Consider the following 17,715-nt stretch of genomic DNA (forward strand, 5'->3'; position numbering starts at 1 on the left):
GAGGGTTAGGTTATTGGCCGTCAGATTGAGTGTCGCGCTGCCAGGACTGCTCGCCGATCAGTAATTCCAGGCGGTCCATAAAGCGCTGAAGAGCCGGCGGCGCGCCGGAGTAAACTTTGATACTGCGAGGATCGCCATTGGCGTCCGGGATGGTGATCATCCGGTAGGGAATATCCGAAGGGATTGGGCGGTCCACGGGGTAAAGCGGCTCGAAGTCGAACTCCCGGAGACTATCGATGGAGTTATTGAGATCCTCATAGTCTACGGAGTAGAGTTGCCGGTTGTACAGCCCCTGGGCGAGTTCGCTGTTATCGACCAGCAGGGACGACATTCCGCCATCCTGCAGACTGAAGGTATAAGCCTCACAATCCCCGTAGCAATTTGACTTTTGAAAGACCAGCTCGGCGGGTAAGTCGTTCTCCGGAACGTCGTCGCGGTACCCCGAATCGGTTAAAGGAGCCTGTCCTACACTGGCCTGATTCTCGATTTCGGCCGTTTCGTTGCTTTCTATTCGCGGCGAACGGGTCGTGGCCCGCCGGTTGCGCACTTCTTCGCGGCGCTGTGCCTTTACTTCTTCTTCGGAGGGAAGCGAACCGGCGCCGGCACGTTCCGGGGCGCGTGTACCCTGCGCTAATTCCTCATCGGCTCGCAGGGCTTGGGCCTCGTCAATTTCGGGATCCGGGTCGACCGTCCCGTCTTCGATCGGAGCCTGGACCGGCGTATTGGGGGACCCGGCTATACCGATCGGTTGACGGGTACAGGACAGGCTCACTAGGACGATGGCAACCATCGCGAGGTAGTAGTTCATAGCATGCACTTAGGTATCTCTAAAGCACGTGCGGCGGCCGAAGGTTGACTTTAGCTACTTACCCTTTTTCGCCTGCGCGGCGGCTTGCTGCCGCTGTTGCTCCTTCAACGCCTCTTGTAAACGCGCGCTGAATCCAGACTTTTTCTTCGGCTTTCGCTTATTTTCTTCCAGTTTCGCCCGCAGCTTATCGTTGTCGATGATGAAGTTCTTCGTGACCACGGTCTGAATAATATTAAACAGGTTGCTGAAGAACAGGTAGGCGGTCAGTCCCGCGGCAAAGCTGTTAAAGAAACCCAGGAATGCGATCGGCATAATGTACTGGAAGTACTTCATCATGGGCTGGGCGCTGTAGTCCATGTGCCGGCTATTGTAGTAGGCGTAGATCACCGTAGTAACCGCCCACAGAATGGCAAACAGGCTGAGGTGACCCTGCATAAAGGGGATCCACTCCGGTAGCCGCAGGATGCTGTCGTAGGTGCTCAGGTCATTCGCCCACAGAAAGTTCTCCTGACGGAAACTGATGGATGCGGGAAAGAAGCGGTACAAGGCGAACCAGATCGGCATCTGCACCACCATGGGCAAACAACCTCCCAACGGGCTGGCACCGTACTCCTGGTAGAGCTTCATGGTCTCCATCTGCTGGGCCTGGGCGTCATCCTTGTGCTTAGCCTTCAGTTTCTCGATTTCCGGCTTCAGCACCTGCATCTTGGATTGGCTGACCAGCATTTTGTAGGTAAGCGGATAGAGCAACAGCTTAACAAATAGAGTCAGCACCAAAATGGAGATACCCATATTGCCGATAAAGCTGGACAGGAAGTTGAAGAGCGGGCGAATGATCCACCGGTTGATGGAACCGAAGATGGATGATCCGAAACTAACCACGTCAGACAAGTCGTAACCAATGGCGCGCAAGCGTTCGAATTCATTCGGCCCGACGTAGAACGACATGCCAAAAGTCTCGGAGGCACTGCTACCTACCGGCAGGTTAATCTCCGAAATGAGCACTTTGAGTTCATCGTCCGGCAAGCGATCCCGGTCGGCCACCGTAGTGAGGACCGCACTGCTGAAGCGATCGTCCGCGATAAGTGCCGAGGTAAAGAACTGCTGGCTACCGGCCACCCACTTCAGGGGCTGTTCGTCCAGTTCCTCGGTATCGTCACTGGTGCAGGAGCAATAGTCGGTATCGTCGCCGATCGGCTTGTAATAAAGCGTAGAATAATTGCCTTCGTACTGGCTGTTCTTTTCGATCTTATCCAGGTGGTTTTCCCAGTACAACTGGACGATGCCTTCCGAGCTCGCCATGATGTTATTCATGCCCTCGAACCGTACGTCGTAGTCGATTAGATAGGATCCGTCCTCCAACGAATACTTCTGCTCCAAGTATCCACCGCCCGTTACCGGCGCGCGTAGAAAGACCGTGTTACCTTCTACCGTCGGCTCGAAAAACAGATTGCTGGAACGGACGCCATCTCCTGCCACGCCGTTGACCGGAATGATGTATTCGAACTTATTCTGTTCGTCATTCAGCAGAAGTAGCGGCAGCTTGGTCTCCTGATTATCGTCCTGCTCCACCACCTTGGCGTAGTTCTTGAGTTCCGCCCGGCGGATAGTGCCCCCTTTCGTACTGAAGGTGAGCTGGATAAGGTCATTTTCCAGCACGACTTCCCGGTTCTCCCCGGTGGCGGCGGGGGCGAAAGCGCCGAATCGCGTCCGGTACTGCGCCTGCTGTAACGAATCGATTCCAACCACCGAATCACCGGCGGCAACGGTTACCGGCGGATCGTTTTCTTCGCGCAACTCGGCGTCCGAAAGCGCGGCAATGGAGTCTTGGTAACGTTGCTCCATCTCGATCTCTTCGGCCGTTGGCGCGGTCACGTACTGCCAAGTCACGAAGAGGATCATGATGAGGACGATACCAACGATGGAAGTTCTGTCCATCTCCATAGGTAATTCTTTTAATTTACGGCCAACCCCGGGGCGGGTCGCCGGTTCCATTTGGGGCCGCAAAGGTACGCAGCATTCAATTATGTCCCTACCCCACAAAGATGAACATCAGACTTTAGCTGACGAACGGTTGGCCAGAGCTTATCGTAACGCCACCTATCACGTTAACGACCTGACCCTCAAAATAGACGAGCCGCACCCGGCATTTGATGACTTACTTGACCGTCACGATGCGGATTATTACATCATTCTGACCGCCTATAACCCCTTCAGCAAACCCCTGCCCCGGCCAGTGAACGAGGAACGCCACCACACGCTGTTGCAATTTCTTGACCAACTGGACTGGTCTTACCTGCCGGCAAGTGGAGCGGACCCCTCCAATGAATGGGAGGAAGAAATAGGGGTCTGTTTGCTGGATCCGCCTCGTACCCAAGCCTACGAAATTGCCCGCATCTACGAGCAGCATGCGATCGTGGAAGGCGTTCGCCGGGGTAAGCCCGCCCTAGTGTGGCTCTGATTTTTCGTGGATCGCCGTGATTAACCGAACCACCTCCCTACCCTCTTCCGCGGTGGTAGCAACGGCCTCCAGCCCCTTCAGCACGTTTACTACGTTGTCGATCACGAAGTGGTGATTGGCCGCCGATCCCTGGTACGGGCCGTAGTTGTTTGGCGGCGCACTGGGTGGTAAGGAAGGCTTTTCAATCCCCTCTACGTGGCAGTATCGAAGTTCGTTCATGTACTGTCCGCCCAGTTTGACGGTTCCCCGACTACCCAGTACCGAAAGCGTTGATTCGAAATTTTGGTCCCAAACTACCGTGCTGTAGTTCAGGCTGCCGACGGCGTCGCCGGCCAGTTTGAATTGAACCATTCCCGTATCCGGAAAGGGGTGTAGGTCCGCATGGGTTTGATTGACGGCGTAGGCGGTCAGCACCTCCAGTTTTCCAAACGTCCAGCAGAGCAAGTCGATGAAGTGGGCAAATTGCGTAAACAAGACGCCACCGTCTAATGCTGGATCACCGTGCCAGGCGTGCTGCCCCTTTTCGCTAGAATGGTAGTATCGCTCGTCGCGGTTCCAAAAGCAGTCCACGTGCACCTGTAGCACGCGACCGAAGCGCCCCTCGTCGACCAGCTCTTTCAACCAGGCGGAGGCCGGACTGTAGCGATTCTGCATCACCCCGAATACCTCCCTTCCGTGTTGGTGAGAGGCCGCGATAAGCTCGTCACATTCGGCCACCGACAGCGCGATGGGTTTTTCAATGACCACATGACGCCCGGCGGCGAGGCAGCGGATGGCCTGCCGGGCGTGCAGACCGTTAGGGGTACAGATACAGGCCACGTCAAAATCAACCCCTAGTAGGCTGTCCAGTCCCTGGTAATATATGTCTTTAAGGGTCGCATCTTCCGGGCCGATCAAGTCGTCAATGGGAAGCGCGTCACAGACCGCCACCAGTTGCGCCTCGGGGTGGGCGGCAATCAGCGCAGCGTGCCGACGGCCGATGTGACCGAATCCCACGACGGCAAAGCGAATGGCTTTCATCTGAGGGCGAAGGTAACGGAGCGTGGGAAATTACCTAATTGGAATGCCTGGCTCCATCCTCGTCTATGCGGGATACTTCCCCTCCGCGTAGTTGGTAACTCCCGCTATCCGGGCACTCCGCCCGACCGTTTCCGTCAAATGTCAGCCGGTGCCCCGCTTCGCTCATCCAGCCTACGGGCCGGGCGGGTACGCCCATCATCAGGGCATAGGCGGGTACGTCACCGGTCACGACCGCTCCGGCGGCTACGAATGCGTAACGGTGCAGACGAACGCCACAAACGATGGTCGCATTAGCCCCTATGGTTACGCCATCTTCCAGGTGGGTGGAGGCGTACTCTCCGCGTCGATTGATGTGGGCACGGGGATTATTGATATTCGTGAATACGGCGGAGGGTCCGATAAATACGTGATCGTCCACCTGCAATCCATCGTACAGGCTGACGTTATTCTGCACTTTACATCCGGATCCCAGTTTGACTCCCCCGGCCACGTATACGTTCTGCCCCAGGTTACAATTCTCACCAATTTCGCAGCCGGCCGTCAGATGGCAAAAATGCCAGATCCGGCAACCCGATCCGATCTTCGCACCGTCGTCAATAACCGCGGTGGGGTGAGCGAGATAGTCCATTTAGAAGAAAATGAGTAAGCCTAAGCCACCAACCAGGAGGAACTTAATCTGCCGACTCAACTTGTGGTAATCGACCTGGTGGCTGGCCCGGGCGAGTTGGATAAGGATGGTGAGCACCGCAAGCAGCAACAAAGAAATGCAGATCAGCATCGGAGGCTGCATAAAGGCGGGCCATCCCAAAAAAACCGGGCTTAGAATAGAGATAATCACCATTACGCCGAGCACGATGGCCAGGCGACGACTCGTATTCACTCCAAACATCACCGGCAGCGTCCGCCTCCCCTCTTGCTTATCTCCCCGAATATCTTCCAGGTCCTTCACCAATTCGCGGAGCAAAGTGGCCACGAAGGCGAAAATCATGAAGAGAATGCACACCCGCACGGTGTCGACGCCCAAATCAGAATTAATGCTGACCAGTCGCGATAGCGCTCGGCGCTCGGTCAATACGAGGATACCGGGCACTCCCGCGCAGTATAGCGCAACGAAGAAGTTACCGACGAAGGGTAGTTTCTTCAGTGCGACGCTGTACAGTGCCAGGATACCGATTGCGGTGGGGAAGATGAAGAGAAGTTGCCGCTCGTCCAGCCGCAGCGCCAGCAGCAGCGCGAACAGGTAGCCAACAAAAACGATAGCCGCGAATAACCACTGCACGTTGTGGCGCCCCATCTTCAACACCAGGTTCTTCCCGGGATGATTGATCGCATCGATGCGTACGTCTCGCAGATCGTTGATGAGGTATCCACAGGCCGTTATGGCCAGCGTTACCAGGCACAACTCGAAAAACTTCCAGGGCCGCAATACGCCCTGCAGGCCTTCCGCATCAATAGCCGGCAGGATGATCCGGTAGTACACCAGCACCTGAGTAAGCGCGACTACCACTAAATTCGGAAAGCGGACGAGCCGCAGAAAGTCCAGTATCGGCACACTTGACATGGCCACAAGATACGCCGAAAGCCGATTGTGTATTAATCCTTCAGCAGTTCGCGGCCGATGACGAGACGCTGAATCTCGGAAGTTCCTTCTCCAATCGTGCACAATTTGCAATCGCGGTAATACTTCTCCACCGGATATTCCTTGGTGAACCCATAGCCTCCGAAGATCTGAACCGCTTCATTGGCAACCCGCACGCTGGCTTCCGAGGCATACAACTTGGCCATCGCGGATTGTCGGGTTACGGATTCTCCCGCGTCCTTCAGGATACCGGCATTGCGGGTTAGTAACTCGGCGGCCTCGATGTCCGTTGCCATATCCGCGAGCTTGAACGATATGGCCTGAAACCGGCTTATCGCTTTACCAAACTGTTCCCGTTCCTTACTGTAGGCCAGCGCGGCTTGCATGGCACCTTTTGCAATACCCAGACTCAGGGCGGCGATGCTGATCCGCCCGCCGTCCAGAATCTTCATACTCTGGATGAAGCCCTCGCCGACCTCGCCGAGGATACGGTCGGCCGGTAAATAGCAATTCTCGAAGATGATTTCCGCCGTCTCGCTGGCACGCATGCCGAGTTTATCTTCTTTTTTACCCCCGCGAAATCCTTCGTCACCCCGTTCCACGATAAAGGCGGTCATACCATGGCTGTCCAGTAATTCGCCGGTCCGGGCGATGACGACGCAGATGTCTCCGCTGATGCCGTGCGTAATAAAGTTCTTGGCACCATTCAGTACGTAGCCGCCATCGTCCTGCTTTTCGGCAACCGTACGCATACGGCCGGCGTCGGATCCGGTATTCGGTTCGGTCAGCCCCCAGGCCCCCAGGTGTTCACCCGTGGCCAGCTTGGGCAGGTACTTTTGCTTCTGCTCTTCGTTGGCAAACGACAGGATATGATTCGTGCAGAGCGAATTATGGGCCGCGACGCTCAATCCGATGCTTCCGCAGACCTGGGCGATCTCGTCGATGATGGTGATGTATTCCGCATAGGATAATCCACTTCCTCCGTAAGCTTCTGGCACCAGGACGCCCAGAAAACCGTACTCCCCCATCTTGGTAAACAGCTCCCGGGGGAAAAACTGTTTCTCGTCCCACTCCATCACGTGCGGGCGGATGTGGCTTTGGGCAAAATCGCGGGCGCTTTGCCGGATAAGCTCAAGTTGTTCTTCGCTGGCTGCAGTGGTGGTAGGCGAAGTGGTAAATGCGGTCATTTGCTCAATATTGATGATAGGGCGTGTAACTAAAATGTTAAAGTTGCCGAAATGTTAGCCGCGGCGATGTCAAAAGGCCGACGGCAGCGATTTGGCCGGGTTGATTGGCGGCATATTCTCGTAGGTCGCTTTCAGATGTTCACAGAAGTTAATTCCTACAAATCTCGTGAAACCAACATTCCTTTTACAGGAACGCCGTGAAGGTAAATAAAACCAAAAGTAATTCGGTTTTTAACACGCAACAAGCCTCTTCGCCGACCGTTGAATCGATAACACCGCCGGACACTTATCCGGCCCAGATTTGACCTGTATGCGTACGCTACTGATTCCCGTATTTCTCTTTTGCACCACCGCCCTGACTGCACAGTCCGTCTTTGATCTGCTCTACACGTCCGCTGCTTCCCACGCGGTGGCTATGGAAGTGACCATTCCGCTCGACAGTATCGACGCGCATACCAAGAATGAGTTACCCGGCACCGTTGCTTTCACCGACGTCGATGGCACCGAACGCCACCTCGGGGTGGAAATCAGTCTCCGTGGCAAGTTCCGGCGTACCCGCTGTAGTACTCCCCCGCTGAAATTGAACTTTTCCAAGAAGGAATTGCGGGGCATGGGACTGTCCGAACACGATAAGTACAAGCTCGTCAATAGCTGCTACGAAGACAGCACCGCCACTAGCCTCCTTTTAAAAGAATATTTAGCCTACCGCGCCTATGCCCTGCTTAGCCCGGACGCCCATTTCCGTACCCAGCTGTTGATAATCACCTTCCGCGACGCCGCCGGGCAACTACCCGATCGAACGGAATACGCTTTCCTGATCGAGGATCCGGATGAAATGGCCGCCCGATTTGACGGTCGGGAACTGGAAGACGCCGACGGCCTGGACGCCAACCGCTATTCCCCGCACGGGGAGGCCACCCATGCCCTATTCCAATATTTCATCGGCAATGCGGACTGGAGCCTGGCACTGCAGCGGAATGTGAAACTCATCGAAGGATATGACGGTATGCTGACCCCCGTAGCCTACGACTTCGATTTCAGCGGATGGGTCGGCGCTCCCTACGCCTCCCCCAGCCGCCAAACCGGCCAGGAGAGTATTTACCAGCGCGTCTATCTTGGCTACCACCAGCGCGACCGCACACTACGGGAGGTGAGCCGCGAATTCCGCAGCCACCGGCGCGAAGTGTTGCAATTGATTAAAAATTTCGATCTACTGAGTAACCGCGATCGGGATATCCTGACCCGCTTCGTTCTCCTCTTTTACGACTCCATGGCCGAAAAGACGCAGAATATGGGCACCCTGCTCTACGACCAGCTGCGCGGCGAAACGGCAACCATCATTCCACCGGGGTCGAAAGCCGAACACTACCGCACCAGCGCCCGCCCTTAGTACCTTTGTGGCCATGATGCAGCCAAGCCAGCAACGCACGCGCGCCCAGGAAAGTCGGGCGGCCGTTCAACGTCTTTATATCGCCATGCGCCATCTCCTGCTCCGGGGCAGCTATAAGCCCGGCGGCATGAGCGGTAAGACACTGGTCGACAACCTGATGATCCTACGGCCGGAAATATACGGTTCCATTACGGACAACGAACGGGTTGAACTGCACGGACTGCATTACGTTTTTCAGCGTCTTCCCAAGGGTACGGAGGAATGCCGTTTCATTCGGCTGATTACGCGCGAAGGCTACGAAAACAGCCACTTCGAGCCGATCGTCCCACCTAAGCGCCGGCGCAACGCCTATCGCATCGACACCGAGGAGATGTACATCGAGATGACCCGTGGGCGGAGCGATATCTACGATATCCTCACCCACCTGACCTTCCTCTACGCCGAGGCCAATAAGATTTACCGCAACAGTCTGGATAGCAAGGGCCAACAAAAGCGGGAGTGGCGTATGCTGGCCGAGATCGTCGACCGGGAGCGCCGCGGCGAAGAGTTCAAGCTGGAAACCGCATACACCTATCTAAGCACCCTGCTGGGCCGTACCTACGAGGAGATTACCCACGCTTGTCGCCGGTTCGCCGAGGAAGACATGGTCAATTCCCTTTTCCACGTCACCTACTGGCTGGGGAAGCTGGCCAAGGAAGAAATTGAAGAAGACAAAGGCCGCGAGGTTTCCTTCTCCAGTTCCCTGCGCGAAAAAACGGGGCACCATTATTACGGGGAAATCTGGGCGGACGCGATCAAGGAAGTCCTCATCGACAAGGACCTGATACACCGGCCCCTTCATATCGTAAGTGCGAACCTGCACAGCGTAATGAATGCCATTTTCGCTCCCGCGGCCACCGTCCAGAAGTTACGCGCCGGCAAATCGGTGTATGATGTAGCCCGTTCGCTTTCCCAACCGGAGGGCCGCCCCCTCCGCCAACTGGTGACCAAGATGGCCCTCAAGAACGGCATGGTGGAGCTCCACGACACCAGCGGAAGCAATATTGGCGTCCAACTCTTTGATACCGCGCTCTTCGACCCGAAACTGGTGAGTCCGGAACTGGGCTTTAAGTCGGCTAAGAAAGGAGAAGATGCGCCGGTGATCCTGGTCATGGATTACGCCTTTGGCGAACAGGCTTACGAAAGCCTGGACGAATTGCTTCGCCCGTACCATTCGCCCACCAGCGATGAGGTTTACGAGATGCAGGTACACAGCATCAACATCATGGGCAAGGCCGGCATTCTCGAAGGCATCAAGGGCGATCTCATGATACCCAACGCGCATATCTTTGAGGGAACGGCCGACAACTACCCCCTGCAGAATGACTTCACCGGGGAGCAATTCGAAGGCCAGGGCCTGGGCGTCTACAGCGGTCCGATGGTTACCGTGCTGGGTACGAGCCTGCAAAACCGGGAGATTCTCGAGTATTTCGTACAGAGCAGCTGGCGGGCGGTAGGCCTCGAAATGGAGGGCGCGCACTACCAGAAAGCCATCCAGGCGGCAACCCACATCCGCAAAAGCGTTAACCCGGACCTCAAGCTGCGTTATGCCTATTACGCCAGTGATAATCCCCTGGTCACCGGACATACGCTGGCCAGCGGCAGCCTAGGGGTGGACGGGGTCAAACCTACCTACCTGATTACCGTCGAGATACTTAAAAGCATCTTCACGGCGTAATACCCTTCGGCTGCCCGGCCCGGCAACTCAATCATGCTCCTGTATGCTGAAGACTTTACCTTTTTTACTGTTATTGATCAGCGGTACGCTCTCCGCCCAGTTTTCACTGGATTCGATCTTCCGTTCCTCCGAGCGCTACGCGGTCAATCCTTTGATCAGCCTTCCGGCCATCGCGTTGGGTGCATACGGGAGCCAGCAGCGCCTGCAATTCCTGCAGGATAAACCCCGCATTTCCGCGGAGGAACTGGCCGGCCTCAATCCCGATGACGTCAACGGCTTCGACCGCTACGCTTTGCGGCAGGATGTGGACAAGCACAAGCAGGCAATCATTCAGAGCGACTACTTTTTCAATACCGGACAAGTCCTCCCGTTTGGACTGTTCATTTGGAAAAAATACCGGCGGGACTGGTTTGATATTACCATGATGTACCTTGAAGGGCAGGTCGCGCAGGGGCTCTTTTACGGCTTTGCGCCCTTCGGTCCGACTGCCGTAGACCGCTACCGCCCGCGGGTTTACTACCAGGAATTAAGCGTGGACAGCCGCAGCGATGGCAACGAGCGCAATAGCATGTTCAGCGGCCACGTATCTACTTCCGCTACGGGCTTTTATTTTTTCGCGCGGATGGTTGATGACTACAATCCCCAGCTGACGGGTACCCAGCGCGCCTTGCTTTACACCGGCGCCACGGTGCCCTCCCTCATAGCCGGTTGGCTTCGGATCAGGGGCCTCAAACACTATCCGACGGATGTAGCCGTAGGGCTGGGAGTTGGCGCCATCAGTGGCATTGGCGTACCGAGCCTGCACAAATGGTGGAAAAAACGGCACCGTAGCCGGCTTGCCCTCCAACCCGTTTACGGCGGGGGAGCCGGAGGCTTCGTACTGCAATTGCGATACTGACGGCTTGAACAATGCCCCGGTAGTTGAGAGTTGCTATGGACAAATTACCCTAACTGAATGTACCGTCGTTTACTCTTCCTGTTCCTTTGCCTATCCACCCTCTTACCCGCCCAGAAATTTCCTGACCTCGACCCCGACAACGAATCGGTGTACCGCGTTCGCACGCTCTGGGAGGGAATCGGCGGATTGGGCGTCATGGTCGGCGCTACTTCCGGCATCGATGCCCTACGGGATAAGCCGTCGATTTCCGACGAAACCCTTACCCGCCTGCAAAACATGGAGGTCGGTCGTCTCGATCGCTGGGGCCTGGAGCAGGACGCGCTCAAGCGGTTCAAGAGCGAAGAGGTAAGCGACTATTTCTTCAACGGATCCGTCCTGCTGCCCATCACGCTGTTCATCGATAAGAAGTTCCGCAAGGACTGGCTCGACATCGGCGTCCTTTACCTGCAGGCCCATGCCCTCTCGGCATTTACGTATGCCTTCAGTCCGCTGGGGCCGCGCTTTATAGATCGCTACCGCCCGGTTGCCTACTACGACGAGCTGAGTTTTGATGACCGCCGCTTCGGCAATAATCGCAACAGTTTCTTCAGCGGCCACGTGAGTACGACCGCGGTGGGCACCTTTTTTTTCACTAAGGTTCTTTCCGACTACAATCCACAGTGGACGGCCGGCCACCGCGCCATCGCCTTCACCCTCGCTTCCCTGCCGCCGGCCTTCGTCGCGGTACAACGCGTACGCGCGCTCAAGCACTTTCCCACGGACACCGTCGTCGGGCTGGGCGTAGGAGCCTTCTTCGGTATTATGGTTCCCCATGTCCATAAGGTCTGGGCTCGTAACCACCGCACGAGTTTGTCGCTGGGCGGCGGTTTCCACGACGGGGCCGGCGGCGCGGGCCTGGTGCTTACTTTTTAGTAGGGCGGCGGAGCGCAGGTAGAACGAATTTCCACAAACGCCTATCTTTCGCGGTAGCTAAAGTCTACCGCATGCTCGATCTTTCCATCCATAGTTCCTCCGATGTCGACATCTCATACCGCCACGTCGGCAGCACCGATGTTACGCGCTATGAAAAAATGCACGTTGAAGTATTTCGCGACTCCGGACAGGCATCCATCGCCGTAGCCCACGAGATCGCCGACCTGATCCGCGAAAAAGCCGGTCGGGGAGAACCCTGCGTCCTCGGCCTGGCTACCGGATCCTCCCCCATCCGCGTCTACGCCGAACTGGTGCGCCTCCATCGGGAGGAAGGGCTGGACTTCTCGCAGGTCATCTCCTTCAATCTGGACGAGTACTTCGAGCTGCCCCGCGGAAGCCGCCATTCCTACTGGTACTTCATGCACCAGCACCTGTTCAACCACGTCAATATCAAGCCGAAGAACATACACATACCCCGTGGCAATCTTGCCCTGGAAGACGTGTACGAGCAGTGTATGGCCTACGAAAAAATGATCAAGGAGGCGGGAGGGCTGGACTTCCAGTTGCTCGGTATCGGCCGTACCGGCCACGTCGGCTTCAACGAGCCGGGTTCCCACCGCAGGTCGCTTACCCGCCTGATCACCCTCGACCACCTGACGAGGGTAGACGCCGCGGCTGATTTCCAGGGGCTATCCAATGTTCCCACCCGGGCGATCACTATGGGTATCCAGACCATTAACCAGGCCCGCCGCATCGTTCTGCTGGCCTGGGGGCACAAGAAGGCCGAAATCATCCAGAAAACCATTGAGGGCGAACGCACCCCCGAGATCCCGGCAACCTACCTGCAGGATCACCCTAACGTTACCATTCTGCTCGATGAGGAATCCAGCGCCGACCTGCGTCGCTTCAATACGCCCTGGCTGGTTGGCCCGTGCGAATGGACCGACACCCTCGAACGAAAGGCCATCATCTGGCTAAGCCGGCACGTCGACAAGCCGATTCTTAAGCTGACGGAACGCGATTACAACAGCAACGGCATGTCGGACCTCCTGGCCCTCCATGGTTCGGCCTACGATCTGAACATCCGCATGTTCAATCAGCTGCAGCGCACGATCACCGGATGGCCGGGGGGCAAGCCGGACGTTGACGACAGCCAGCGGCCGGAAAGAAAAAGCCCCGCCCGCAAACGCGTTATCCTCTTCAGCCCCCACCCCGATGACGATGTCATCTCCATGGGCGGCACTTTCGCCCGCCTCGTCAACCAGGGGCACGACGTACACGTGGCCTACCAGACCAGCGGTAACATTGCCGTCAGCGACCGGGATGCCCGCCGTTTCGCCGAATTCGCCCGTGACCTTAACGAGCAATACGGCTCCGGCAATGCCCGCCTCGATTTTGTTATTCAGGAATTGAGCGGGGAACGGGAAAAGGGGGAAGTCGACTCCCTGGACGTACGTACCATCAAAGGGCTGATTCGTCGCGGTGAGGCGATGGCCGGCGCTCGGTTTGTCGGGCTGGAAGACGACCACATCCACTTTCTCGATATGCCCTTTTACGAGACGGGTATGCACCGCAAGGATGAGCTTGGTCCGGAAGACATCGCGCTGGTGCGTGAGCTCATCGAGAAGGTTCGCCCCCACCAGATCTTCGCGGCCGGCGACCTCGCGGATCCCCACGGTACCCATAAGGTTTGTTTGGACAGCATCTTCATGGCCCTCGGTCAGCTAAAGGATAGCAATCCCGAATCGGTCGCGGATACCTGGTTGTGGCTGTACCGAGGCGCCTGGCAGGAATGGCCCATCCACGAGATCGAAATGGCGGTACCCCTTAGCCCCGCCCAGGTTGAAGCAAAGCGAAACGCTATATTCTTTCACCAGAGCCAGAAAGACGGCGTAATGTTTCAGGGCGAAGACGAACGGGAGTTCTGGCAGCGCGCCGAGCAACGCAACCGGGAAACCGCGCGTCTCTACAACCAACTAGGTCTTACGGAATACGAAGCTATCGAAGCGTTCAGACGCTGGAAGTTTTAACTTAGCGGCTAGTAAAGACCGGGGCTTAACACCACCCCGGGCATAAACACCGCTTATGTTGGCCCATCGCTTGTTGCTCGTTACCCTGCTGCTATCTAGCAGCATCGTATTATCGGCCCAGGAAGACTGCAGCAACGGCATCGATGACGATGGCGATGGGCTGATTGACCTCAATGACACCACTGACTGTGGCTGTGGTTTAGCTCCTTCGGTACCCTCCCTCCTCCCCAATCCTTCCCTGGAAGAATTCGCTGCGGACCAGGAGGGCTGTGAATCCATTCAGCCGGGTGGCCTCCCCGATGCCACCAATCAGGCCAATTGCCTGGTCGGCTGGCAACGCGCATCTCTCGGTACTACCGATTCGTGGAATGCCTTCACCCTTTCCGGTGCCCCGCCCTTCTTCCCTACCGAACTTCCCCAACCCCTGCCTAGCGGCACCGGGGTGGCTGGATTCTGGGTCGGTGTCAGGGATAGTGAGGATACGGAATTCTTCAACCGGGATGGCACGTCGACTACCCAGTATCGGGAATACCTCGCCGCCTGCCTGGAAGGAGACGAAGCCATTTTGGCCGGTAATGACTACCGTCTCAAATTTTCGCTTGGTTTCATGCTCCCCTCGTCCTTCGAAAATGACATCGGCGACCAGGTCGATCTAGCCTCTCCCTCTCCTATTGAGCTGGCGATATATGGCATCCGGGAGTGTAGCCAGCTTTACTTTGGCGACTTCTATAACTGCCCCGAGGGAGCGGATGCCGAAGGGTACGAGTTAATTCAAACGGTCACCATTCGCGGAACGGCCGGAGCATGGACCCCCGTCGACATCAGGTTTACCGCCGCCAATGAATACGCGGCCTTCGCCATTGGTGGATCGTGCGGGGCCGATCCAGACCAGCCCGACTCCGAATTTTATCGCAATTATTATTTCATCGATGACGTGATTCTAAACCGGCCCGAAGTATTCGAGCAGCCGGTAGCGGGTCCCGTATCCGTAGAGGGCCAGACGATCTGTGCCGATCAAATCACACTCACCGGACAGGCCGCAAACGGGGCCGCTTATCAATGGTACAAAGATGGTGTCGCTCTGGTGGGTCAAACCACTAACGTGCTCAATCTGACTCCCAGCCAGACCATCGACGGAGCATACGTCATGCGGGTGACTACGGCGGCAGGCTGTGCCATCACCGAGGAGGTTGTTATTCAGCGACCGATAATTGCCGACGTCGTACCGGATTCCGTAGCCCTGTGCCCGGGCTTGGATACGCTTTACCTTCAGCCCCGACAGCCTAACGGAGCCACCTTTTCGTGGAGCGACGGTAGTAACCAACCTTACTTCCTCGTTACCGAGCCGGGCAACTACAGCGTTACCGTGAGTACCGTCTGCGAACAGCAAATAGAGGAGTTCGTCGCGGTAGAAACGGACAACATCACCGCCCGCATTAATATCGAGCCGGCCGTATACTGCGTAGGGGATACCGTAACCTTCTCCGTAACCTCCGACTACTACATCCAGGGGTCGATAGTTTCTCCCCCATCCGGAGAAGTGATTTTCCTTGAACCAGATCAGCGCTATGATCTTGCCGTCGGCCAAGACGATACGATTCTGTTTGACATCATCCATCCCTGCGGCTCCTTGCTGGAAACCGCGGTTCTCACTCCGGACGCGGACTTTGAGGTCGATGCGACCATCACCGATTTGAGCTGCGAGAATCCCGTTGGCGGCATCGATCTGGCGGTCGATGATTCCGATCAGGTAGAGTTTTCCTGGTCCGATCCGCTGGGTAATCCGGTCGGAGAATCTTCTCCCCGCCTGGATGTGAGCATCCCCGGCACCTACCGGGTCGAACTGGTGGATGGTGTACGCTGCCCGGCTGCCTACAGCTATGATGTGGTATACGCGGATTCTTTTCGGGTCAACCTTACGCTGGATTCCCTGAGCTGTGGCCTGGACGGTATAGCTACCGTATCCCCTGCCGGCGGCAGTTCCCCTTACGTGGTAGATTGGTACCGGGGGACCGCGAGCGCTCCCTTCGCTACGGATACGAACCGGGTAGAATCACTAGGCGTCGGCGATTATCGGGTCACGGCCACCGACACTACCGGTTGCGAACGCACGGAGGTTTTCACCCTTACCGAACCGGATTCCCTGCTTATTTCAGCCGCTTCCTCCTTTGCCGATTGTGGCATTCTGGAATCCGGGATCGTGACCGTAACGGCCCAGGGTGGTGTCCCCCCATACTCGTATCAACTCGACAATGGCAGTCCCGTGGCCAGCGGTCTGTTTACGGATCTCGAACCGGGCACCTATACCGTAGCGGTCCAAGACAGCCGCGGTTGCGATCCGGTGACCACGGAGGTTGAAATCATTCCGCCAATCCCCTTTACCCTGGACCTGGCTGATGAACAGGTGATCAATCTAGGCGACAGCACACTGCTGGAATTACAGGTCATCGGCCTTCCCACCGAGTCCGGCGTCGCGGTCTGGACACCCACCGACAGCCTGAGTTATCCCTTCGGGGAAGGTTCCGTGAGGGTGGTTGCCAGCCCGGCACGAAGCACCCGGTACCAGGTGACCTATACCTCCGCCCAGGGTTGCAGCCAAACGGATGATATCCTCGTCGTAGTCGACGAAGCGGTCCGCTTATACGTTCCCTCCGCTTTCAGTCCGAACGGTGACACCAACAACGATGAATTCCGGGTCTATCCCGGCCCTTCGGTTCGGCGGATCGTGTCCTTCCGTGTCCACGACCGGTGGGGCGGCATGGTTTACGAATGGAGTGGTGAGGAAGGAGGATGGGACGGCCGCCTGGACGGTGAATTTCTTAACCCCGGCGTATACTTTTACCTTGTCGACGTGGAACTAATCAACGGGCGGAGCTTCCGCACCGCCGGGTCCGTTAATCTTATTCGCTAGCATCCAAAACAGCTTTATGCGCTATTCTCTCCGAAACAAACGCGCCATCGTTACCGGTGGCAGCAGCGGAATCGGCCGGGCCATCGCCTCGGCCCTGGAGGAACAGGGCGCCGAGGTACACATCCTGGACCTGAAGGGCGAGGGTGACACCTTTCATAAATGCGACATCAGTGACCAGCAAGCGGTCAGGGACTGCATCGATCAGATCGCGGGGGAACGGCCGTTGCATATCCTTATTAATAATGCCGGTATCGGATTCGTCGGAAACCTGGAGGGCACCGCGGAGGCGGACCTGGATCGGCTGTATGCCATCAATATCAAGGGCGTATATAACTGTGCTCTGGCTTGCATGAAGTATTTGAAGATGTCCGGCGGGGTCATCCTCAATATGGCTTCCGTAGCCGCCTCGGTGGCCGTCGCCGACCGATTTGCCTACAGCATGACTAAGGGAGCGGTACTGACGATGACGTACTCCATCGCCAAGGACTATCTCCCGTACGGCGTACGCTGCAATAGTATTTCCCCGGCCCGCGTCCACACCCCCTTCGTCGACGATTACCTGGCGAAGAATTATCCCGGCCGGGAAAAGGAGATGTTCGAGCAGCTTTCGAAGACGCAGCCTATTGGCCGCATGGGAAAGCCACGGGAAGTAGCTGATCTGGCGGTCTACCTATGCTCCGACGAAGCGGCCTTCATTACCGGCACCGATTTCCCGATCGACGGTGGATTCATCAAGTTGAATGGGTAAAAGGAAGCAACCTTAACGTCCGAAGTATAATTTTCTACGACTTTAATTAGTTAA

The 17,715-nt window shown here is 56.7% G+C and carries 14 protein-coding genes; 8 read left to right on the plus strand and 6 right to left on the minus strand.

The window, feature by feature from the left end; genetic code table 11:
* Positions 1–10: 10 nt before the first annotated feature.
* Positions 11–808, minus strand: a complete 798-nt coding sequence (locus DRW39_RS07580) for a hypothetical protein (RefSeq protein WP_116106429.1) — start codon at positions 806–808, stop codon at positions 11–13.
* Positions 809–862: 54 nt separating this feature from the next.
* The gene (yidC, locus tag DRW39_RS07585) at positions 863–2,746 is read right to left on the minus strand and encodes a membrane protein insertase YidC (protein ID WP_232830094.1); all 1,884 of its coding nucleotides are present in this window, start codon (positions 2,744–2,746) and stop codon (positions 863–865) included.
* 88 nt (positions 2,747–2,834) lie between these two features.
* Here yidC and DRW39_RS07590 point away from each other — a divergent pair, with 88 nt between their 5' ends.
* Complete coding sequence (locus tag DRW39_RS07590) at positions 2,835–3,269, plus strand: DUF3293 domain-containing protein (RefSeq protein WP_157975990.1); 435 nt, start codon at positions 2,835–2,837, stop codon at positions 3,267–3,269.
* Here the strand turns inward: DRW39_RS07590 and DRW39_RS07595 are convergent.
* From DRW39_RS07595 to DRW39_RS07610, 4 genes are read right to left on the minus strand one after another with little or no spacing between them, the layout of a single operon-like run.
* On the minus strand, positions 3,255–4,289 hold the full coding sequence (locus DRW39_RS07595; RefSeq protein WP_116106430.1) for a Gfo/Idh/MocA family protein: 1,035 nt from the start codon (positions 4,287–4,289) through the stop codon (positions 3,255–3,257). The two genes, DRW39_RS07590 and DRW39_RS07595, sit on opposite strands and share 15 nt — an antisense overlap.
* A gap of 34 nt (positions 4,290–4,323) precedes the next feature.
* On the minus strand, positions 4,324–4,917 hold the full coding sequence (locus tag DRW39_RS07600; RefSeq protein ID WP_116106431.1) for an acyltransferase: 594 nt from the start codon (positions 4,915–4,917) through the stop codon (positions 4,324–4,326).
* Positions 4,918–5,850, minus strand: coding sequence for a UbiA family prenyltransferase (locus DRW39_RS07605; RefSeq protein ID WP_116106432.1), 933 nt, complete (start codon positions 5,848–5,850; stop codon positions 4,918–4,920).
* Between the two features lie 32 nt (positions 5,851–5,882).
* Complete coding sequence (locus DRW39_RS07610) at positions 5,883–7,055, minus strand: acyl-CoA dehydrogenase family protein (RefSeq protein ID WP_116106433.1); 1,173 nt, start codon at positions 7,053–7,055, stop codon at positions 5,883–5,885.
* Between the two features lie 310 nt (positions 7,056–7,365).
* Here DRW39_RS07610 and DRW39_RS07615 point away from each other — a divergent pair, with 310 nt between their 5' ends.
* The 7 genes from DRW39_RS07615 (at position 7,366) to DRW39_RS07645 (ending at position 17,661) form a co-directional block, all read left to right on the plus strand.
* Complete coding sequence (locus DRW39_RS07615) at positions 7,366–8,445, plus strand: hypothetical protein (protein WP_116106434.1); 1,080 nt, start codon at positions 7,366–7,368, stop codon at positions 8,443–8,445.
* Positions 8,446–8,458: 13 nt separating this feature from the next.
* Entirely contained in the window at positions 8,459–10,162 is a 1,704-nt protein-coding gene (locus DRW39_RS07620) for a DUF6909 family protein (protein ID WP_232830095.1), read from the plus strand.
* 43 nt (positions 10,163–10,205) lie between these two features.
* Complete coding sequence (locus DRW39_RS07625) at positions 10,206–11,060, plus strand: phosphatase PAP2 family protein (RefSeq protein WP_116106435.1); 855 nt, start codon at positions 10,206–10,208, stop codon at positions 11,058–11,060.
* Between the two features lie 57 nt (positions 11,061–11,117).
* Positions 11,118–11,972 carry a phosphatase PAP2 family protein gene (locus DRW39_RS07630; protein ID WP_116106436.1) on the plus strand — a complete coding sequence of 285 codons (855 nt, stop codon included), beginning with the start codon at positions 11,118–11,120 and terminating at the stop codon, positions 11,970–11,972.
* A gap of 71 nt (positions 11,973–12,043) precedes the next feature.
* Positions 12,044–14,002 carry a glucosamine-6-phosphate deaminase gene (nagB, locus tag DRW39_RS07635; RefSeq protein ID WP_116106437.1) on the plus strand — a complete coding sequence of 653 codons (1,959 nt, stop codon included), beginning with the start codon at positions 12,044–12,046 and terminating at the stop codon, positions 14,000–14,002.
* Positions 14,003–14,057: 55 nt separating this feature from the next.
* Complete coding sequence (locus DRW39_RS07640) at positions 14,058–16,913, plus strand: gliding motility-associated C-terminal domain-containing protein (RefSeq protein WP_116106438.1); 2,856 nt, start codon at positions 14,058–14,060, stop codon at positions 16,911–16,913.
* Positions 16,914–16,929: 16 nt separating this feature from the next.
* Complete coding sequence (locus DRW39_RS07645; RefSeq protein ID WP_116106439.1) at positions 16,930–17,661, plus strand: SDR family NAD(P)-dependent oxidoreductase; 732 nt, start codon at positions 16,930–16,932, stop codon at positions 17,659–17,661.
* The last annotated feature ends 54 nt before the right edge of the window (positions 17,662–17,715 follow it).

It is taken from the genome of Lewinella sp. IMCC34191 (genome assembly GCF_003390935.1).
Taxonomy (GTDB): domain Bacteria; phylum Bacteroidota; class Bacteroidia; order Chitinophagales; family Saprospiraceae; genus Neolewinella.